General features: G+C 71.6%; 19 protein-coding genes and 1 riboswitch. Of the genes, 9 read left to right on the plus strand and 10 right to left on the minus strand.

What is annotated here, in order from left to right; genetic code table 11:
* Positions 1-12 precede the first annotated feature (12 nt).
* Positions 13-1,041: a 6-phosphofructokinase gene (locus AC07F0_RS13935; RefSeq protein WP_478978329.1), complete on the plus strand. Its 1,029-nt coding sequence runs from the start codon at positions 13-15 to the stop codon at positions 1,039-1,041.
* 51 nt (positions 1,042-1,092) lie between these two features.
* On the opposite strand, the gene AC07F0_RS13940 is transcribed toward AC07F0_RS13935, so the two are convergent.
* Both AC07F0_RS13940 and AC07F0_RS13945 read right to left on the minus strand, forming a co-directional pair.
* Entirely contained in the window at positions 1,093-3,012 is a 1,920-nt protein-coding gene (locus AC07F0_RS13940) for an anthranilate synthase family protein (protein ID WP_478978332.1), read from the minus strand.
* Positions 3,013-3,124: 112 nt separating this feature from the next.
* Positions 3,125-3,181 (minus strand): trp operon leader peptide, encoded by a 57-nt coding sequence (locus AC07F0_RS13945; RefSeq protein WP_082319877.1) that lies wholly within the window; start codon positions 3,179-3,181, stop codon positions 3,125-3,127.
* Positions 3,182-3,277: 96 nt separating this feature from the next.
* Here AC07F0_RS13945 and AC07F0_RS13950 point away from each other — a divergent pair, with 96 nt between their 5' ends.
* Together AC07F0_RS13950 and AC07F0_RS13955 are read left to right on the plus strand one after the other, a co-directional pair.
* Positions 3,278-4,630 (plus strand): class II 3-deoxy-7-phosphoheptulonate synthase, encoded by a 1,353-nt coding sequence (locus tag AC07F0_RS13950; protein WP_478978335.1) that lies wholly within the window; start codon positions 3,278-3,280, stop codon positions 4,628-4,630.
* 148 nt (positions 4,631-4,778) lie between these two features.
* Positions 4,779-5,012 carry a (2Fe-2S)-binding protein gene (locus AC07F0_RS13955; protein WP_020272981.1) on the plus strand — a complete coding sequence of 78 codons (234 nt, stop codon included), beginning with the start codon at positions 4,779-4,781 and terminating at the stop codon, positions 5,010-5,012.
* Positions 5,013-5,080: 68 nt separating this feature from the next.
* Here AC07F0_RS13955 and bfr read toward each other — a convergent pair whose 3' ends face one another.
* Positions 5,081-5,557, minus strand: a complete 477-nt coding sequence (bfr, locus tag AC07F0_RS13960) for a bacterioferritin (protein ID WP_020272982.1) — start codon at positions 5,555-5,557, stop codon at positions 5,081-5,083.
* Positions 5,558-5,733: 176 nt separating this feature from the next.
* Between bfr and AC07F0_RS13965 the strand changes: the two genes are divergently transcribed.
* Entirely contained in the window at positions 5,734-6,384 is a 651-nt protein-coding gene (locus tag AC07F0_RS13965; RefSeq protein ID WP_243380970.1) for a sulfite oxidase-like oxidoreductase, read from the plus strand.
* A gap of 11 nt (positions 6,385-6,395) precedes the next feature.
* On the opposite strand, the gene AC07F0_RS13970 is transcribed toward AC07F0_RS13965, so the two are convergent.
* The 5 genes from AC07F0_RS13970 to thiO all read right to left on the minus strand — a co-directional run bounded on the left by AC07F0_RS13970 (position 6,396) and on the right by thiO (position 11,580).
* On the minus strand, positions 6,396-7,274 hold the full coding sequence (locus tag AC07F0_RS13970) for a deoxyribonuclease IV (RefSeq protein WP_478978338.1): 879 nt from the start codon (positions 7,272-7,274) through the stop codon (positions 6,396-6,398).
* Positions 7,275-7,332: 58 nt separating this feature from the next.
* The gene (gene pknB, locus AC07F0_RS13975) at positions 7,333-9,264 is read right to left on the minus strand and encodes a Stk1 family PASTA domain-containing Ser/Thr kinase (RefSeq protein ID WP_478978341.1); all 1,932 of its coding nucleotides are present in this window, start codon (positions 9,262-9,264) and stop codon (positions 7,333-7,335) included.
* 149 nt (positions 9,265-9,413) lie between these two features.
* Positions 9,414-10,211 (minus strand): thiazole synthase, encoded by a 798-nt coding sequence (locus tag AC07F0_RS13980; protein ID WP_436730690.1) that lies wholly within the window; start codon positions 10,209-10,211, stop codon positions 9,414-9,416.
* Between the two features lie 2 nt (positions 10,212-10,213).
* Positions 10,214-10,414 (minus strand): sulfur carrier protein ThiS, encoded by a 201-nt coding sequence (gene thiS / locus AC07F0_RS13985; RefSeq protein ID WP_436730689.1) that lies wholly within the window; start codon positions 10,412-10,414, stop codon positions 10,214-10,216.
* Positions 10,411-11,580 (minus strand): glycine oxidase ThiO, encoded by a 1,170-nt coding sequence (gene thiO, locus AC07F0_RS13990; RefSeq protein ID WP_478978344.1) that lies wholly within the window; start codon positions 11,578-11,580, stop codon positions 10,411-10,413. The genes thiS and thiO overlap by 4 nt, the downstream gene beginning before the upstream one ends.
* Positions 11,578-11,689: riboswitch (TPP riboswitch) on the minus strand. It overlaps the preceding gene by 3 nt.
* Positions 11,690-11,848: 159 nt before the next feature.
* Between thiO and AC07F0_RS13995 the strand changes: the two genes are divergently transcribed.
* The 5 genes from AC07F0_RS13995 (at position 11,849) to AC07F0_RS14015 (ending at position 16,494) form a co-directional block, all read left to right on the plus strand.
* On the plus strand, positions 11,849-13,090 hold the full coding sequence (locus AC07F0_RS13995) for an NAD(P)/FAD-dependent oxidoreductase (protein WP_478978347.1): 1,242 nt from the start codon (positions 11,849-11,851) through the stop codon (positions 13,088-13,090).
* Between the two features lie 77 nt (positions 13,091-13,167).
* Positions 13,168-13,533: a helix-turn-helix domain-containing protein gene (locus AC07F0_RS14000; protein WP_184982857.1), complete on the plus strand. Its 366-nt coding sequence runs from the start codon at positions 13,168-13,170 to the stop codon at positions 13,531-13,533.
* Positions 13,534-13,784: 251 nt separating this feature from the next.
* A complete protein-coding gene (thiE, locus tag AC07F0_RS14005) occupies positions 13,785-14,468 on the plus strand; it encodes a thiamine phosphate synthase (protein WP_478978350.1) in 684 nt (227 codons plus the stop codon).
* A 95-nt stretch (positions 14,469-14,563) separates the two neighbouring features.
* Complete coding sequence (metF, locus tag AC07F0_RS14010) at positions 14,564-15,487, plus strand: methylenetetrahydrofolate reductase [NAD(P)H] (protein ID WP_478978353.1); 924 nt, start codon at positions 14,564-14,566, stop codon at positions 15,485-15,487.
* Positions 15,488-15,543: 56 nt separating this feature from the next.
* Positions 15,544-16,494, plus strand: coding sequence for an SCO2102 family sporulation regulator (locus AC07F0_RS14015; RefSeq protein WP_478978356.1), 951 nt, complete (start codon positions 15,544-15,546; stop codon positions 16,492-16,494).
* A gap of 27 nt (positions 16,495-16,521) precedes the next feature.
* On the opposite strand, the gene AC07F0_RS14020 is transcribed toward AC07F0_RS14015, so the two are convergent.
* Both AC07F0_RS14020 and AC07F0_RS14025 read right to left on the minus strand, forming a co-directional pair.
* Positions 16,522-18,015, minus strand: coding sequence for a phytoene desaturase family protein (locus AC07F0_RS14020; protein WP_478978359.1), 1,494 nt, complete (start codon positions 18,013-18,015; stop codon positions 16,522-16,524).
* A gap of 490 nt (positions 18,016-18,505) precedes the next feature.
* The gene (locus AC07F0_RS14025; RefSeq protein WP_020274478.1) at positions 18,506-19,135 is read right to left on the minus strand and encodes a TetR/AcrR family transcriptional regulator; all 630 of its coding nucleotides are present in this window, start codon (positions 19,133-19,135) and stop codon (positions 18,506-18,508) included.
* Positions 19,136-19,174: the final 39 nt, after the last annotated feature.

Here is a 19,174-nt window from a genome sequence, read left to right on the forward strand (position 1 = left end):
AAGGGACATTCCATGCGGGTCGGAGTACTGACCGGAGGCGGCGACTGCCCCGGGCTCAACGCCGTCATCCGGGCCATCGTCCGCAAGGGCGTGCAGGAGTACGGCTATGACTTCACCGGCTTCCGGGACGGCTGGCGCGGTCCACTGGAAGGCGCCACCGTCCGTCTCGACATCCCCGCCGTGCGCGGCATCCTGCCCCGCGGCGGCACCATCCTCGGCTCCTCGCGGACCAACCCGCTGAAGGAGCAGGACGGCATCCGCCGGATCAAGGAGAACCTCGCCGCGCTGGAGGTCGAGGCGCTCATCGCCATCGGCGGCGAGGACACGCTGGGCGTGGCCGCCCGGCTGTCCGACGAGTACGGCGTGCCCTGCGTGGGCGTGCCGAAGACGATAGACAACGACCTGTCCGCCACCGACTACACCTTCGGCTTCGACACGGCGGTCGGCATCGCGACCGAGGCCATCGACCGGCTGCACACCACCGCCGAGTCCCATATGCGGGTCCTGGTCTGCGAGGTGATGGGACGGCACGCCGGCTGGATCGCCCTGCACTCGGGCCTCGCCGGCGGCGCGAACGTCATCCTCATCCCCGAGCAGCGCTTCGACGTCGAGCAGGTGTGCGCCTGGGTGACGTCCCGCTTCCGGGCGTCGTACGCGCCGATCGTCGTCGTCGCCGAGGGGGCCATGCCCAAGGACGGCGACATGGTCCTCAAGGACCAGTCGCTGGACTCCTTCGGGCACGTCCGGCTGTCCGGGGTCGGCGAGTGGCTCGCCAAGGAGATCGAGAAGCGCACGGGCAAGGAGGCCCGCACCACGGTCCTGGGCCACATCCAGCGCGGCGGCACCCCCAGTGCCTTCGACCGCTGGCTCGCCACCCGCTTCGGCCTGCACGCCATCGACTGCGTCCGCGACGGCGACTTCGGCACGATGGTCGCCCTGCGCGGCACGGACATCGTCCGCGTCCCCGTCGCGGACGCGACGGCCCGCCTGAAGACGGTGGACCCGACGCTGTACGAGGAGGTCGGGGTGTTCTTCGGCTGACCGCCTGTTCCAGGTGCCGGTCGGGGCCGTACGGCCCCGACCGGCACCTGGCTACACCGAGGGCGCGCTCGTGCCCCGCAGCTGTCCCACCAGGTCCCGCACGACCCGCGCCCCGTTCAGCGTCAGCACCGACTCGGGATGGAACTGCACCCCCGCGAATCCGGGCCCCCGCAGCGCGTGCACCTCCCCGTTCGCCGAGCGGCTGACCTCCACGCCGTGGGCGGCCAGCTCCTGACGGGCCCCTTCGTCGCAGCGCGCCACGAAGCTGTTGTAGAAACCGACCGTCTCCGGCCGCCCGAACAGATCGATCGTCGTCTGCGCCCCCTGGTAGGGCACTTCCTTCCGTACGATCTCCAGCCCCAGTTCGGCCGCGATCAGCTCGTGCCCGAGGCAGACGCCGAGCACGCCGTGCGGGTGCTCACGGATGACCTCGGCGGTGAGACTCCGCAGCAGCCGCATCTTGGGATCGGCGAGGTCGGAGGGGTCGCCGGGGCCCGGGCCGAGCACGACCGGGCCCTCGTGCGCGAGCACCGCCTCGCGGAGCCCGTCCTCGTCGTACCGGCGGACGGTCACCTCCAGTCCGCCCGACCGCAGCACATGCGCGAGCATCGCCGTGAAGGTGTCCTCGCCGTCGACGACCAGGGCGTGTCCGGCGAGTTCCCCGGACGGCTCCTGCATCCGTAGCCAGAACGGCGCGAGCGAGGCCCGGCGCCCGTCGAGCGCCGCCTGCACGCGCGGATCGTCGGCCAGGCGCGGCCCCACGGACTCCTCGCGCGGCCGTCCCGGCCGTACGCCCAGCGCCGTCAGCACCCCGGCCGCCTTCGCGTGCGTCTCCGCGACCTCGCCCGCCGGGTCGGACCCGCGCACCAGCGTGGCGCCCACCGGCACCCGCAGCCGGCCGCCCGCGCCGATGTCGGCCGTGCGGATGAGGATGGGGGAGTCGAGGGTCTGGGCGCCGCCCGGGTCCCGGCCGAGGAGGGCCAGCGCACCGGCGTAGTACCCGCGCCCGCCGACCTCGTGCCGCTCGATGACCCGGCAGGCGTTCTGCACCGGCGAGCCCGTGACGGTCGCCGCGAACATGGTCTCCTTCAGCACGTCTCGCACGTCCAGCGAGGACTTGCCGCGCAACTCGTACTCGGTGTGCGCGAGGTGCGCCATCTCCTTCAGGCGGGGCCCGACGACGACCCCGCCCATGTCGCCGACGGTGCACATCATCTTGAGCTCCTCGTCGACGACCATCGACAGCTCCTCGATCTCCTTGCCGTCGGCGAGGAAGTCCAGCAGGTGCTCGGGCGTCGGCCCCGCGGCGGGATAGCGGTACGTGCCGCTGATCGGGTTCATGACGACCGTGCCGCCGGACATCCGCACGTGCACCTCCGGGCTCGCCCCCACCAGCGTCCGCCCGCCCGTCTCCCGCCCCCGCCCCTCCAAGGAAGGCCCTTCGGGCCCTTCTTGATTTCCGGTGTGCACGACGAACGTCCAGTACGCGCCCCGCTCGCCCTCCAGCAGCCGCCGGAACAGCGCCAGCGCGTCGGCCCGGCCGAAGCCGGGGATCTCCCCCTCGTACGTCCGCCGGATGACGAAGTTCGCGCCCTCGCCCCGCCCGATCTCCTCGCGCAGCACGCGCCCGACGATCTCCGCGTACTGCTCGTCATCGACGTCGAAGCCGCCGCCCTCGACCCGCACGTCGTGTGCCGGGAGCTGTTCCAGGGCGTCGGCGAGCGGGACGCCGTAGGACTCCACGGGTGTCAGCACCGACAGCGGTGTGCCGTCGTCGCGGACGTCGAAGCCGCGCTCGCGGATCTGCCGGAAGGGGACGAGCGCCAGGCCCTCGTCGGGGAGGTCGGCGAGGCGGTCGTACGTGGTGACCGGGCCGATGAGGACCTCGATCAGGTCGTGGTCGTGGCCCGGGGTGCGGCGGCGGAGCAGGGCGAAGGGGCGGGGCTCGTGCAGCAGCTGTGTCAGGTCCATGGTTCCTCCGTGGCTGTCGATCGACGGCGATCGATGTCGGTGAGGAGCGGACCTAAGGGAAACACCGAAGGCCGCCCTCGGGCGGCCTTCGCGAAGTCTGTCGTACGCGCAGTCAGTGGGCCGCCGGATGAGCGGTCCACCACCAGGTCTGGATCGAGTGCGCGAACATGGCAGGCACCCTACCCCATGTCCGAGTCGTGTACCCCGTGTCTCAATTGCTGGGCATGGGTCAGGACGCCCGACACGACCCCGTAATGTTGAGGCCGTGACCGTGAACGCTAAGACCAGCACGAGTGCTGGCAACACCTGGCGAGACCTGCCCGCGGCGCAGCAGCCCGAGTACCCCGACACCGAGGCTCTGCGCGCAGTCGTTGCGGACCTCGAGTCGTATCCACCGCTCGTCTTCGCGGGCGAGTGCGACCAGCTGCGCGCCCGGATGGCGGCCGTCGCCAAGGGAGAGGCGTTCCTCCTCCAGGGCGGCGACTGCGCCGAGGCCTTCGACGCGGTGTCCGCGGACCACATCCGCAACAAGCTCAAGACGCTGCTCCAGATGGGCGCCGTGCTGACGTACGCCGCGTCCGTGCCGGTCGTGAAGGTCGGCCGCATCGCCGGCCAGTACTCCAAGCCGCGCTCCAAGCCGACCGAGACCCGCGACGGCGTGACGCTGCCGACGTACCGGGGCGACTCCGTCAACGGCTTCGACTTCACCGAAGAGGCCCGGATCCCGGACCCCGAGCGCCTGAAGCGGATGTACCACGCCTCGGCCTCCACGCTGAACCTGGTGCGCGCCTTCACCACCGGCGGCTACGCCGACCTGCGCCAGGTGCACGCCTGGAACCAGGACTTCGTGAAGTCGTCGCCGTCCGGCCAGCGCTACGAGCAGCTCGCCCGCGAGATCGACAACGCGCTGAACTTCATGCACGCCTGCGGGGTCGACCCGGAGGAGTTCAAGACCGTCGAGTTCTTCTCGTCGCACGAGGCGCTGCTGCTCGACTACGAGTCCGCCCTGACCCGGGTCGACTCCCGCACGGGGCAGCTGTACGACGTCTCCGCGCACATGGTGTGGATCGGCGAGCGCACCCGGCAGCTGGACCACGCGCACATCGAGTTCGCCTCGCGGATCCGCAACCCGATCGGCATCAAGCTCGGCCCGACGACCACGGCCGAGGAGGCGTTGCAGTACATCGAGCGCCTCGACCCGGAGCGCGAGCCCGGCCGGCTGACCTTCATCGTCCGCATGGGCGCCGACAAGGTCCGTGACAAGCTGCCCGAGCTGGTCGAGAAGGTCACCGCTTCCGGCGCGACGGTGGCCTGGATCACCGACCCGATGCACGGCAACACCTACGAGGCGGCCTCCGGGCACAAGACCCGTCGCTTCGACGACGTGCTCGACGAGGTCAAGGGCTTCTTCGAGGTCCACAAGGCGCTCGGCACCCACCCGGGCGGCATCCACGTGGAGCTGACCGGCGACGACGTCACCGAGTGCGTGGGCGGCGGCGACGAGATCTTCGTGGACGACCTGCACCAGCGCTACGAGACGGCCTGCGACCCGCGGCTCAACCGCAGCCAGTCGCTGGACCTGGCGTTCCTCGTGGCCGAGATGTACAGGGACCAGTAACGGGTTCGCCTGTTACCCGACATCGACTGGGGCGCGGATCACATACGATCCGCGCCCCTTTCGACTTTTGTGCCTCCGACCCGGCGGGTAAGGTTAGGTTAGCCTCACCGATCAACGGGGACGGCGCCTTGGAACGACCTGTTGGGAGGTGGACCGCGTGTACGTGTGCAGTTGCTTCGGGATCACCGAGCAGCAGGTCAAGCAGCACGCGGACGGCGGCGCCTGCACTCCCCGGCAGATAGCCTCCGCCTGCAAGGCGGGCACGGACTGCGGGTCGTGCGTTCGCCGCATCCAGGCGATTCTGGGCAGGGGTGCGTGCCCTCGCCGTGAGATGGCCGACCGGGGTCAGCCGGTACTCGCGGAGCTGGAAGACGCCGCCTAGGGCCGCTAGGGCCTACCGGCGCTGAACAGCACGGTCGCTTTCCTGCGACCTGATCCAAACGACAGGCCCTAGCTCGGCTGCTCGATCTGCTGCGCGATGTACAGCGCCTCGCCGATCTTGTCGATGAGCTCCAGCTGCGTGTCCAGGTAGTCGATGTGGTGCTCCTCGTCCTCGAGGATCGACTCGAAGAGGTTCGCGGACGTGATGTCGCCCTTGCTGCGCATCACCTCGATACCGCGCTTGAGGCGGTCGATCGCCTCGACCTCGACCTGCCGGTCCGCCTGGAACATCTCGGTGACCGTCTGACCGACCCGGACATGGAACAGTCGCTGGTAGTTGGGCAGACCGTCCAGCATGAGGATGCGTTCGGTGATCTTGTCCGCGTGTTTCATCTCGTCGATGGATTCTTCACGCGTGTACTTGGCGAGCTTGGTCCAGCCTTTGTTGTCCTGGATCCGGTAGTGCAGCCAGTACTGGTTGATCGCCGTCAGCTCGCCGGTCAACTGCTCGTTGAGGAATTCGAGGACTTCGGGGTCGCCCTGCATCGCAGAGGCTCCTTCCGCGCGGGGGGAACTGGCAGGTTGCGCCGCATGATTCCACCGGCGGCGAAGATCGTCCAGTAAGTCTTCACTTACTAAGTAAGGGCATGCTTAGTTCTCATTGCCCTGTTTTGGGGTTGCCCCGGTCGGGGGCATCACCGGGGGTCTGTCAGGATGGAGCCATGGGTCAGCCGGTGGGACACGAATCGGGAGAAGGGCGCGATCCGGCAGGAGCGACGCAGCCCGGGCTTCCGCCGGGACAGCGGGTGCAGCGCGGCTGGCCGGTCACGCACTACGGGCCCGTCCCCAAGTTCCGGCCCGAGCGCTGGGAGTTCAGGGTCTTCGGCGCCACGGCGGACGGCGGCAAGCACTGCTGGACCCACGAGGAGTTCACGGCTCTGCCGTACACCACCGTCGTGGCCGATCTGCACTGCGTCACCAAGTTCAGCATGCTGGGCGCCGAGTGGGGCGGCGTCCCCGCGCGCACGATCCTCGACATCGCGCCGCCGGCCGACGACGTCACCCATGTGATGGTGTGGGCCGAGTACGGGTTCAGCTCCAACCTCCGGCTGTCCGACTTCGCCTCCGAGCACGTCCTGTTCGCCACCCACAAGGACGGGGAGCTGCTCACCGCCGAGCACGGGTTCCCGCTGCGCCTGATCGTGCCCCACCTGTACGCCTGGAAGGGCCCCAAATGGGTGCGCGGCGTGGAGTACATGACCGCCGACCGGCGCGGCTTCTGGGAGGAGCGCGGCTACCACAACATCGGCGACCCGTGGCAGGAGCAGCGCTACTCGTACCAGGAGGAGCCGGGGGACGGCCCCGACCTCTGACGGTGCGGTCTTCAGCAGTCGCGCAGCTTCTTCAGCCGTTCCACGTCCGCCGCGTGCCCCTCCTTGCCGCCCGGCGTCTCGATGATCAGCGGTACGCCTTCGGTCGCGGGGTGCGTCATCAGGGCCCGGAACGGGTCCTCGCCGATGTGGCCGACGCCGATGTTCTCGTGCCGGTCCTTGTGCGCGCCCACCACGTCCTTGGAGTCGTTGGCGTGGATCAGCTTCAGCCGGCCCTCGCCGACCGTGTCCACCAGCAGGTCCAGTGTCCGGTGCATGCCGGACGGGCCGGTCAGGTCGTGCCCGGCGGCGAAGATGTGGCAGGTGTCCAGGCACACGCCCAGCATCGGATGCGCGTCCAGCGCCTCGAAGTACGGGCCGAAGTCCCAGGTCCGTGAGCACAGGGAGGCGCCCTGGCCGGCGGTCGACTCCAGCAGCAGATACGGGTCGTCGTCGTGGGTCAGCTCGTCGAGCAGCGGCAGCAGACGCTCCCGTACCTGCTTCAGCGCCACCGACCGCTCCCGGCCGCCGGTCGCGCTGCCGGTGTGCACGACCACGCCGAGCGCCCCGATCTCCCGTCCGCGGCGCAGCGAGTGCCGCAGTGACTCCACCGACCGCTCCACGGTCGCCTCGGTGTGCGAGCCGAAGTTGATCAGGTAGGGGGCGTGCACGTACGCCGGGATCGACTCGGCCTCGCACGCGGCGCGGAACGCCTCGTCCTGCTTCGGATTGCCGGACGGAGTGGCCCAGCCGCGCGGGTTGGCGACGAAGACCTGGACGGTCTCGGCCTTCAGGTCACGGGCGTAGGTCAGGCCGACGGAGTGGAGCCCACCGGCCACGGGGACGTGGCCGCCCACGGGGTTGCGGGAGGGGCCGGACAGCTGATGATTCACCCGTTCAGGGTGCCATGCGCCCGGCCCGGCCCCGTCCACGGGCTCCCTGTCCGGTCCCTCACCTGATCGTGATCGTGATCGTCGAGCCCTTGGGCGCGGTCTCGCCGCCCTTCACGGACTGGTCCTTCACGGTGTCGCCGAACAGGCCGAGCAGGCCGCGGTCCTCTTCGACCTGGAACCCGGCGCCCTTCAGCTCCCGCGTGGCGTCGTCGACGCCGTCACCGACCACGTCCGGGACCTCGATCATCTCCGGGCCCTTGGACACCGTCAGCGTCACCGTGTCGCCCTCGGCCGCCCGGCCGCCGGGGTTCGGGCTCTGCCGGGCGACCTGGCCCTTGTCGAACTCGGAGGAGGTGACCCGCTCGGTGGCGACCTTCACCTTGAGACCGGCGTCCGTCAGCTCGGCCCTGGCGTCGGCCAGGTCGTCACCGGTGACGTCGGGGATGTCGATGGAGCTGCCCTTGCTGACGACGAGCGCGACCGCCGAGCCCGCGCGCACCTTCGTGCCGTCCGCCGGCCGCGCGGAGATCACCGAGCCCCTGGGCACGTCCTCGCTGAACTCCCGGGTGACCATGCCCGGCTCCAGGCCGTCCTCCTGCAGCAGCGACCGCGCCTTGTCCAGCCGCCGGCCTTCCAGGGCGGGCACCCGGACGGTCTCGGGGCCGTCGGAGACCGTGAACGACACGGAGTCGTTGACGCGGATACGGGCGCCCGGCTCGGGGGAGGTGCCGATGATCGTGCCGCGCTTGACCGTGTCGCTGTGGGCGTGGCTGACCTTGCCGACCTCGAGGTCGGCTTCCTCCAGCTGCTTGCGGGCCTGCTCCTCGGTCTTCGACAGCAGCCGGGGCACCTCGGTGAACTGGCCCGAGTTGATGTACCAGATGCCGGTGCCCAGTCCGAGCACGAGCAGGACGGCGACGAGGATCGCCATGGGACCGCGCCGGGGCCCCGAGCGGCGCCGGGACGGCGGGGGCGGCGGGGACTCGAAGCGGCTGGTGCGGTGGAGCGCGGCCGCGGAGCCCTCCTCCTCGTTGACGGGCAGCGGGCGCGGCGTGGCCAGCGCGCGGGGGATCACGCTCGTACGGTCGTCGGCGTTGACGTGGTCCGCGGCGAGCGCCTGCGGCGGCACCGCGTCCAGCTGCTCCGCGGTCAGCCGCCCGCGCCCGTCGCGGACCTGCGCGAGCAGCGCCACCGCGTCGTGCGGGCGGAGGTCCGGGGTGCGGGCGGTCGCCGAGGCCACCATCTCGTCCAGCTCGTACGCCAGACCGGGCACGGCGGCCGAGGGCGGCGGGACGTCCTCGTGCAGATGCTTGTAGAGGATCACGGCCGGGGAGTCGCCGTCGTGCGGCTTGTCGCCGGTGAGCATCTCGTACAGCATCACGCCGCACGCGTACACGTCGACGCGGGGGTCGGCGGTGCCGTTCTCTATCTGCTCGGGGGCGAGGTACGAGACCGTGCCGAGGACGGTGCCGGTGGTGTTCGTCACCGTGTCGACGGCCCGTACGAGGCCGAAGTCGGCGACCTTGACCCGGCCGTCGTCTCCTATCAGGACGTTCTCGGGCTTCATGTCCCGGTGCACGAATCCGGCACGGTGCGCGGCGCCCAGCGCGGCCAGCACCGGCTCCAGGATGTCCAGGGCGGCACGCGGTTGCAGGGCCCCGCGCTCGCGCAGCACGTCCCGCAGGGTGCAGCCCGCGACGTACTCCATGGCGAGGTAGACGTAACCGCCGTCGGTGCCCTGGTCGAAGACCTGCACCACGTTCGGGTGCGCCAGCCGGGCCACCGACTTCGCCTCGCGGATGAACCGCTCGACGAACGAGCCGTCGACCGCGAGCGAGGGGTGCATCACCTTGAGTGCGAGGACCCGGTCGAGCCGGGTGTCCACGGCCCGGTAGACCGTGGCCATCCCGCCGACCGCGATCCGCGCGTCGATGCGATACCGGCCGTCGAGCACCTGCCCGACCAAGGGGTCCTGAAGGGTCGTGTCCACGCAGGCGAGTGTACGAGCCATGACTGACAGCTCCATCGCCCCGCCCACTTTCGGAGCCCGACTGAAGCGGACCTGTGACGTGCGTCAGACCGCCGCCGCTGCGGGCAGGCGTGTCCCCAAGTGCCTTGAGTGCCTGGGAGGTACCCCAGTCACTGAAAGGCAGGCCGCTCCGGATCCAACTGGGCGAGCCCTTCCACCGGCGAGGACGCCTCCGCGAAATGCCGCCGAGGAATACGCCCCGCCCGATAAGCCAACCTTCCCGCCTCGACCGCGTGCCGCATCGCGTCGGCCATCAGCACCGGCTCCCGCGCCCGCGTCACCGCCGATGCGAGCATCACACCCGCACACCCCAGCTCCATCGCCAACGCCGCGTCCGACGCCGTACCGGCCCCCGCGTCCAGAATCACCGGCACACGCGCGTGCTCGACGATCAGCTGGAAGTTGTGCGGATTGCGAATGCCCAGCCCCGAGCCGATCGGCGAGCCGAGCGGCATGATCGCCGCGCAACCCACGTCCTCCAGCTTCCGCGCCAGCACGGGGTCGTCATTGGTGTACGGCAGCACCGTGAACCCGTCGTCGACCAGCGTCTCGGCCGCTTCCAGCAGCTCGATCGGATCCGGCAGCAGCGTGCGCTCGTCGGCGATGACCTCCAGCTTGATCAGGTCCGTGCCGAGGGCCTCGCGCGCGAGACGGGCCGTGAGGACGGCTTCACCGGCGGTGAAGCAGCCCGCCGTGTTGGGCAGGACGCGGATGCCGAGCTTGTCGAGGACGGACAGCACCGAGCCGTGCACCGAGGCGTTCACCCGGCGCATCGCGACCGTCGTCAGCTCCGTCCCGGACGCGACCAGCGACCGTTCCAGCACGTCGAGGCTGGGTGCCCCGCCCGTACCCATGATCAGGCGGGAGGTGAAGGACGTACCACCGAGGACAAACGGATCGTCGGCCATGATCAGCCTCCTTGGACGGCGGTGAGGACTTCCACGCGGTCCCCCTCGGCGAGGGGCGTGGACGGCCACTGCGCGCGCGGAACGACGGTTTCGTTCAGGGCGGCGGCCACGCCGGACGGCGCGGCGGTGAGGGACTTCACGACGGTGTCGAGAGCCGTACCGGGCCGGACCTCCCGGGGCTCCCCGTTGACGGAGATGTTCATGCGGGCTGCTCCGTGAGTGCGGTGGCGGTGCTGAAGCGCTTCGGCGTGAAGGGGCGGGCCTCCTCGGGGAGCTCGCCCGTCGCCAGGACGTGCGCCATGGCGTCGCCGGTGACCGGCGTGAGCAGGACGCCGTTGCGGTAGTGCCCGGTGGCCAGCAGCAGCCCCTCCAGCCCGGTCGGGCCGAGCAGGGGGGCGTTGTCGGGGGAGCCGGGGCGCAGTCCGGCCCGGGTCTCGGTGAGGGGCAGCTCGGTGATGCCCGGGACCAGCTCGTGCGCGTCGCGCAGCAGCTCGTACACGCCGCCCGCGGTCACGGTGGTGTCCCAGCCCAGCTCCTCACTGGTCGCCCCGACGACCAGCTCGCCGCTCTCACGCGGCACCAGGTAGACGTGGCTGCCGCGCACGACCGCGCGCACGGTCCGGTTCAGGAAGGGCCCGTGCCGCTGCGGCATGGTCAGCCGTACGACCTGCCCCTTCACCGGCCGCACGGGCGGCAGCACATCCGCCGGGACGCCCGCGAGCCGCCCGCTGAGGCTGCCCCCGGCGAGTACGACCTGCCCGGCCTCCAGCGGGGTGCCGTCGTCCGTGACGGCGCCCGTGGCCCGGTCCCGTGCGACCGTGAGCCGCTCCGCCCACGCCCGGTGGAACACCACACCGGCCCGTTCACACGCGGTGACCAGCGCCCCGGCCAGCCGCCGCGGATCGATCTGGTGGTCCCCGTCGACCCGCAGCCCGCCGCGCACGCCCGGTGCGAGCATCGGCTCCAGCCGACGGCACTCCCGCCCTGACAGCCACTGCGACTCCAGGCCCGACTGCTGCTGCAGGGCATGCAGTTCGCGCAGGTGGGCCCGGTCGTCGGCGTCCAGGGCCACGGCGAGCGTGCCGCACCGGCGGTAGCCGAGGTCGTGGCCGGCCTGCTCGGTGAGCTCGGCCACGAAGTCCGGGTAGCGCCGGGCGGAGGCCAGATTCAGCCCGAGCAGGGTCTGCTCGCCGTAGTGCAGTTCCGTGACGGCGGCCAGCATCCCGGCCGCCACCTGTGCGGCTCCACCGCCCGGCTCCGGGTCCACCACGGCCGTGGCGAGCCCGCGCTGCGCGGCCCGCCACGCGGTGACCAGGCCGATGATCCCGCCCCCGATGACGAGGACGTCTGACGTGCGCGTACGCGACATGGGCGTCCAGCCCCTCCCTTCGCCGGCATGACCCGGATCAGGTTCGTACGGTCGGAGGCCGCCAGCCTCCCTCTCAGCCCGGTGCGTCCGGGCTCCCGCGAGTGCCTTGCGTTGGCCACCCACCCTAGCCGGATGCCGTATGCCGCAGTAAGGGAGCCACCCCCACGGCCCGCTCCCTCGGCGGCCTGGTCCTCGCCCGGTCGCGTGTGCAGCAGGTCACTGGGTATGAGCACTGACTGACAAAATGTCAGTTGTCTATGGTGATCAGGTGAGCGAGCAGACGCAGGAACCAGGTTCGTCCGCGCCCCGGCGTGTGGTCGTGGCGGGCGCGGGGATGGCCGGTGTCCAGACCGCGGTCGCCCTGCGCGAGCAGGGCTTCACCGGCACCGTGAGCCTGATCGGCGCCGAACCCCACCAGCCCTACGACCGGCCCCCCTTGTCCAAGGCCGTTCTGCTCGGCAAGGCCGAGGGCTCCGCCTTCGACGTGGACTTCGAGGCCCTCGGCATCGAACTGCGGCTCGGCTGCGAGGTGCGGGGCCTGCGCCCGGGCGACCACGAGCTGGACACCGAGGACGGGCCCGTGCCGTACGACGTCATGGTCGTCGCGACCGGTGCCGAACCGATCCGGCTGCCCGGGGCGGAGGGCGTGCCGGGCGTGCATCTGCTGCGCACCCTGGACGACGCCGAGCGGCTGCGGCCGGTGCTGGCGGGCAGGCACGACATCGTGGTCGTCGGCGCCGGCTGGATCGGCGCGGAGTTCGCCACGGCGGCGCGCGAGGCGGGCTGCGCGGTGACGGTCGTGGAGGCCGCCGAACGGCCCCTCGCCGGGGCGCTGCCCGCCGAGGTCGCCGCGCCGATGGCCCGCTGGTACGCCGACGCGGGTGCCGTGCTGCGGACGCACGCGCGCGTGGAGCGCGTGGAGCCCGGCACCGTGGTTCTCGGTGACGGCTCGCGGCTGCCCGCGGACGCGGTCGTCGTCGGCATCGGCGCCCGTCCGGCCACGGCCTGGCTGGCCGGCTCCGGGATCGAGCTCGGCACGCACGGCGAGATCGTGGCCGACCAGCACCTGCGTGCGTCGGTGCCCGACGTGTACGCGGTCGGCGACTGCGCCTCCTTCCCCTCGGGCCGGTACGGCGAGCGCCTGCTGGTGCACCACTGGGACAACGCCCTCCAAGGACCGCGCACGGTCGCCGTGAACATCGTCGGCCGGGCCTCGGGGGAGACCCCTGCGGTGTACGACCCGGTGCCGTACTTCTGGTCGGAGCAGTTCGGGCGGTTCGTGCAGTACGCCGGGCACCACGCCGCCGCCGACACGACCCTGTGGCGGGGCGACCCGGCCGGACCGGCCTGGACGGTCTGCTGGCTGCGCGGCGACCGGCTGGTCGCGCTGCTGGCGGTGGGCCGTCCCCGGGACCTGGCGCAGGGCCGCCGCCTGATCGAGTCGGGCACGCCGATGAATCCGGCGTTGCTGGCGGACCCGGCGAGGCCGTTGAAGGCGGCCACGGCGTAGCCCGGGAGACACACGGGTCCACCCAGGTGGGCGGGCCCGGCTTCCGACTGTCAGTGGGGGATGGCAGGCTGGTTTCCGTGACCGAGATTGACGCAAAGATCGATGCTCTCGTCCCTGCCTGGCTCACCCTCCCCGACATCGCCGAACAGTTCGGCGTCGAGGTGACGCGTGTGCGGCAGCTGGTCAAGGAGGGCCAGCTCATCGCCGTACGCCGCGGTGAGAACCGCGCACTGCACGTCCCCGCGGCCTTCATCGACGGGGACAAGGTCGTCAAGGGCCTGGCCGGAACCCTGACGCTCCTGCGGGACGACGGCTTCACGGTCGAAGAGATGCTGGAGTGGCTCTTCACCCCCGACCCGAGCCTGCCCGGCACGCCGGCACAGGCCCTGAGCGAGAACCGCGGCACGGAGGTGAAGCGCCGAGCCCAGGCGCTCGCGGTCTGACCCGACCACGACCGAACAACGGTCCGGTGCCGCACACGCGGGACCGGACCCGGACAACCGCCCGGTGTGGGCCGGGGCCCGTGGGGCGACCCGCGGGGCCCGGTCACGGGGTGGCTTGTGCCCGGCACGGACGCGGGCGCCGGGTGCCTCGTAGGGTCACCGCACGGGCGCGGGCGCCGGGTGCCTCGTAGTGTCACCGGCACGGGCGCATCCCGCACCCGCCCGCCACCGACACCAGGGGGACGACACGCATGGCCGTCACAACCGCCACCACCCGCACCACCGCCCGCGCCCAGCTCGCCGACGCCCGGGTCTACCTCTGCACCGACGCGCGCAAGCGGCAGGGCGATCTCGTGGAGTTCCTGGACGCCGTGCTGGCCGGCGGGGTCGACATCGTGCAGTTGCGGGACAAGGGCATGGAGGCGGCCGAGGAGCTGGAGCACCTGGCCGTCTTCGCCGACGCCTGTGCCCGGCACGGCAGGCTGCTCGCGGTCAACGACCGCGCCGACGTCGCCCACGCCGCCGGCTCCGACGTGCTGCATCTCGGCCAGGGTGACCTCCCCGTCCCCGCGGCCCGTGCGATCCTCGGCGACGACGTCCTGATCGGCCGCTCCACGCACGCCGAGTCCGAGGCCGCTGCGGCCGCCGTCCAGGACGGTGTGGACTACTTCTGCACCGGCCCCTGCTGGCCCACCCCCACCAAGCCCGGCCGGCACGCACCCGGCCTGGACCTCGTCCGGTACACCGCCGCCCTCGGCACCGACCGGCCCTGGTTCGCCATCGGCGGCATCGACCTCGGCAATCTCGACCAGGTCCTGGAAGCGGGGGCCCGGCGTGCCGTCGTCGTACGGGCGATCACCGAGGCCGACGACCCGGGCGCGGCGGCGGCCGAATTCGCGAAGAGGCTACGGGAGCAGCAGGAGGCCGGTTCGTAGGCCGGTTTGTCCAAGGGATGGACAACAAGTGCATAAATCGGGTCAAAGTCCGGCGCGCGGTTGGGGGACCGACCGCCCCTGACTAACCTGCCGGTATGGCCCTCGGCACCGCATCCATCAGATCGGACCACGCGCGCACCGTCCGTGACCTGCTCGCGACCGGCAAAACGACGTACTCGTTCGAGTTCTACGCCCCGAAGACCCCGAAGGGCGAGCGGAACCTGTGGAACGCGCTGCGCCGGGTAGAGGCCGTGGCACCCGACTTCGTCTCCGTGACCTACGGCGCGGGCGGCTCCACCCGCGCCGGCACGGTCAAGGCGACCGAGGCGATCGCCTCCGACACCACCCTCACGCCCATCGCGCACCTCACGGCGGTCGACCACTCGGTGGCCGACCTGCGCAACATCATCGGCCAGTACGCCGACGCCGGGATCCGCAACATGCTCGCCCTGCGCGGCGACCCTCCCGGTGACCCGATGGGCGACTGGGTGCCGCACCCCCGGGGCCTGGCCTACGCCGCCGAACTCGTCGAGCTGATCAAGGCGTCCGGCGACTTCTGCGTGGGCGTCGCCGCCTTCCCGGCGATGCACCCGCGTTCCACCGACTGGGACACCGACGTCCGTCACTTCGTCGACAAGTGCCGTGCGGGCGCGGACTACGCCATCACGCAGATGTTCTTCCACCCGGAGGACTACCTCCGGCTCCGTGACCGCGTCTCGGCCGCAGGCTGCGACACCCCGATCATCCCCGAGATCATGCCGATCGCCAGCGTCCGCTCGCTGGAGCGGATCGGGTCCCTCACCAACGCCGCGTTCCCGGCCGCCCTGAAAGAGCGGATCCTCACAGCAAAAGACGATCCGGCCGCTGTACGCTCCATTGGTATCGAATTCGCCACGGAGTTCTGTGCGCGGCTGCTCGCCGAGGGAGTGCCCGGCTTGCACTTCATCACGCTCAACAACTCCACGGCGACGCTGGAAATCTACGAGAACCTGGGCCTGCACCGCCGACCGCAGGCCTAGACCGTTCGCACCGGTATACGACACACTGCGTAGCGGCGACTGGGAGAGGGGCGTACATGGGCTGGGCGGTCCTCTACATCGCGTTCGGCATCGTCGCGCTGTGGCTGCTGGGCGAGGTGCTGTTGCAGTACAAGGCGCGGCTGCGCTGGCGGCTGCTGGCCTTCGTCGGTTTCCTCGGTGTCGTGGTCGGTGTGCTGATCCCGTCCGTCATCGTGATCGGGGTGGGCGCGGCCGCCTTCGCGGTCGGGCAGACGTACGTCACCCTGTCGTTCCGCAGCGGCTTCTCGGCCGGCTGGGCGATGAACGCGCCGATGCTGGGCGGCGGCAAGACCCGCCGCGGTGAGCGCGGCCGTCAGGAGCCGGGCCTCGAGGTCTCCGGCATGGAGGCAGCCGACGGCGGCGACGGCGACGAGGCCGCCGACTACCGCCGCGACACCTCCAGCCCCGCCTACGGCCAGGACGACGACTACGACCGCGACGACGTCTTCGCCCCGTCGCGCCCGGTGCAACCGACGGCCGCCGAGACCACCGCGGTCTACGAGCCGCAGCCCGTGCCCGACGACACCGGCTCCTACGGCGTGTACGGCGACACCGGCTACCAGCAGGGCCCGCCCCACGACCAGTACGCCGCCACGGCCCAGGGCACCGACCAGCCCTACGCCTACGACTACTCGGGCTATGGCCAGCAGCAGGGCTACGAGGCCACGGACCAGCAGCAGTACGCCGCCTACTCCGACCCGTACATCGGCACGCCGACCTACGGCGGGGCCTCGTACGACACCTCCTACGGCGACCAGCAGTACTACGCCCAGCAGGGCTACGGCCAGGACCAGTACGCCGGCACCTACGGCGGCGAGACCCCGCCCGGCGGTGTCTGGGTCCCGCAGCAGCGCAACACCGACGAGTACGGCCAGGAGCTGCCGCCGGAGCAGCAGTCGTACCCCTACCAGGGCAACGGGCAGCAGCAGACGCCCGGGAACGGCTTCGACGAGCAGTACCGTTTCTGAAGCCCGAACGCCGCTGGCGCGGCGAGCTCACTGAGAGCCCCGGAACTCCGGTCCCTCCACGATCAGTCCCGCCACCAGTGCGCCCGACATACCGGCGTGCGGCAGTCCGCCGCCGGGATGCGCCCAGCCGCCGACGGTGAACAGACCGGGCACGCGCGTGCTGTTGGACGGATGCAGCAGCCGCCCGCCGTCCGCCGCCAGGGCGGGCACCGGCACCGCACCGCCCTGCGCGCCGGTCGCCTCGGCGATGTCGGCCGGGGTGCGCACCTCGTGCCAGAGGAGGCGGTCGCGCAGATCCGGTACGGCGCGTTCGGCGACCGCGATCATGTTTTCGGTGAGGGCGTCGCAGGGCTCGCCGGGCCGGGCGGGCACCACCGTCGTGAGGGTGACCGCCTCGTGGTCCGGGTCCGGGACCAGTTGCGGGTCGTCGGGCCGCAGGACCGTGACCGTGGGACGCGGGTTCTGCGCCGCCGTGCCGAACAGGGCGTCCAACTCGGCCTCGCGGTCCTCCGCGTGGACCACCGTGCGGTGTGCCGTGCCCTCGGGGCGGGCGCCGCGCAGGGCGAGCAGCACCGTGACCCGGCTCGCCGCCGCGGGCTGCGGCGGCACGTCGCCGTCACCTCGCACCACGGCCTGTGCCGACAGCCGGTCCAGCGCGCCGGGCGCGACACCGGCGACCACGAAGTCCGCCTCCGCGACCGTGCCGTCGGCGAGTTCCACCCCCGATGCGTGGCCGTCCTTCTCCAGCACCCCGGTCACGTCGGCGCCGAAACGGAACTCGACCTTTCGCGCCACGCACCGCTCGTACACCGAGCGGGCCAGCTCGCGCAGGCCGCCGCGCACGTACCAGATGCCGAAGGCGTGCTCCATGTACGGCAGTACTGCCGCGCTCGCCGGGGTGGTCCGCGGGTCCAGGCCGTACGCCAGGGCGTGGCTCTCCAAGAGGGCGGCGAGCCGGGCGTCCCGCAGTTCCCAGGCGCCGACCTCGGCGAGCGTGCCGGCCCGGCGGGTGCGCAGCAGCCGCTTGTGAGGCACCGCCGGGTACGGCTCACGCTCGGCCAGCACCTGCCAGTTCGGCCACAGCGGCTCCTCCAGGAGGGGGCGGCGCGTGCGGTCCCAGGCCTCGCGGGCCCGCACCAGGAAGTCACCCCACCGCTTCCCGGCCCCGGAGCCGAGCGCCTCGTCCAGGGCCGCCACGACGCCCGCGCGCGAGGCGTTCGGCAGTGACACTCGGGTGCTGTCCGCGAATACATGGCGGGACGACGGGTCGACCTGGACCAGGTCGACGCAACGCTCCAGCGGCTCCTTGCCGGTCTTGACGAACAGGTCGCGGTAGACGGCGGGCAGCGGGAGCAGGCCGGGGCCGGTGTCGAAGGAGAACCCGTCGCGCTCGAAGCGGCGCAGCGCTCCGCCGTATGTGTCCGTTCGCTCGAACACCACCACCCGGTGGCCCGCTACGGCCAGCCGGGCTGCCGCCGCCATGGCGCCCATCCCGGCGCCGATCACCGCAATCCGTGCCATGCCAGGGACTTTATCGGCCCCCACTGACAGCCCCCGCCGAGAGCCCCCGCGGTGGGCTTCCGAGTACGGGCGCGGAGGTGATCGTGACCAGCCGGCCACGGAACGTTCTGGGGCCGCGTGCACAGGACTGAGTACCCGTACCTAGTGAGGGAGTTGAGTACGCGCACGGATGGGAGACGACCTGCGAGAACGAGAGAGTGGAGGCACGGAGAGGGGGCACGGCCCCGGTACCGGCGACACGGGGCGCCGGAACGGGACCGGGCCCACGATCCGCTCCTTCCGCCGACGGTGTCGGCGGGAGCGAGGCACGGGGGAGAACCGGGGGACGACCGAACGGGGGTCCTGCGGGGGGACGTACGGGGGAGCAGGAAAAACGGGGGAGCACGGAAGGCGCCGGTTCGAGGTGGCCCGCGGGGGACGCGGCCACTGCGGACCGGCGCTTTCACGTCTGCGTTCGGGTGCCTTCAGCGGCAGCGCTCAGGACGGGTCCTCAGCGGCAGCCGCTCACCCGTCCCTGGAGCAGCCGGGACAGCGCGGCGTGGACGTCGTCCAGTGAGCGCTCCGGCTGGAAGGACTTCCAGTCCAGCGCGGCCACCAGGACCATGCCGACCAGCGCGGCCGCCGTCAGCGGGACGTCGATCTCGTCGCTGAACTCGCCGCCCGCCACACCCGCGCGCAGCACGTCCTCCACGACCGCGACGGCCTGCTGCCGGACCACCATCAGCGTCGACTGCCAGGCCCGGTTCGTGCGCCACAGCTCGGCCACGTACAGCTGCGTGAAGGCCGGGTAGCGGTCGATGAAGACCAGCCCCGCGCGGATCATCGCGTCCAGGGCGTCGACCTTGGTGCCGCCCTCCCGGGCGGTCCGCTCGGCCGCTTCCCGCAGGGAGGCGGTGAGGAGGCCCACCCCGTGCCGCAGCAGTTCCTCGAAGAGGACGGACTTGCTCGCGAAGTTGTAGTAGACCGTGCCCTTGGCGACTCCGGCACGCTCGGCGATCTCGTCCACGGTCGTGGCGGAGAAGCCCTGCTCGGCGATGAGCGTGACGGCCGCCTCGTAGAGCTTCTGCCGGGTGGCCTCGCGGCGCGTGCTGCCGCCCGACGCGGCACTGCTGCTTTCCATGGCCCTGATTGTCACAGGAACCTTTCCGGAGGATGTCAC

It is taken from the genome of Streptomyces sp. NPDC045955, from assembly GCF_056430805.1.

What these genes read in the sequence shown, in the direction of transcription:
- AC07F0_RS13935 (WP_478978329.1), top strand. Translation starts at nt 13, where the DNA reads ATGCGGGTCGGAGTACTGACCGGAGGCGGCGACTGCCCCGGGCTCAAC.
- AC07F0_RS13940 (WP_478978332.1), bottom strand. Translation starts at nt 3,012, where the DNA reads ATGGACCTGACACAGCTGCTGCACGAGCCCCGCCCCTTCGCCCTGCTC.
- bfr (WP_020272982.1), bottom strand. Translation starts at nt 5,557, where the DNA reads ATGCAGGGCGACCCCGAAGTCCTCGAATTCCTCAACGAGCAGTTGACC.
- AC07F0_RS13965 (WP_243380970.1), top strand. Translation starts at nt 5,734, where the DNA reads ATGGGTCAGCCGGTGGGACACGAATCGGGAGAAGGGCGCGATCCGGCA.
- AC07F0_RS13980 (WP_436730690.1), bottom strand. Translation starts at nt 10,211, where the DNA reads ATGGCCGACGATCCGTTTGTCCTCGGTGGTACGTCCTTCACCTCCCGC.
- thiS (WP_436730689.1), bottom strand. Translation starts at nt 10,414, where the DNA reads ATGAACATCTCCGTCAACGGGGAGCCCCGGGAGGTCCGGCCCGGTACG.
- thiO (WP_478978344.1), bottom strand. Translation starts at nt 11,580, where the DNA reads ATGTCGCGTACGCGCACGTCAGACGTCCTCGTCATCGGGGGCGGGATC.
- thiE (WP_478978350.1), top strand. Translation starts at nt 13,785, where the DNA reads ATGGCCGTCACAACCGCCACCACCCGCACCACCGCCCGCGCCCAGCTC.
- metF (WP_478978353.1), top strand. Translation starts at nt 14,564, where the DNA reads ATGGCCCTCGGCACCGCATCCATCAGATCGGACCACGCGCGCACCGTC.
- AC07F0_RS14015 (WP_478978356.1), top strand. Translation starts at nt 15,544, where the DNA reads ATGGGCTGGGCGGTCCTCTACATCGCGTTCGGCATCGTCGCGCTGTGG.
- AC07F0_RS14020 (WP_478978359.1), bottom strand. Translation starts at nt 18,015, where the DNA reads ATGGCACGGATTGCGGTGATCGGCGCCGGGATGGGCGCCATGGCGGCG.
- AC07F0_RS14025 (WP_020274478.1), bottom strand. Translation starts at nt 19,135, where the DNA reads ATGGAAAGCAGCAGTGCCGCGTCGGGCGGCAGCACGCGCCGCGAGGCC.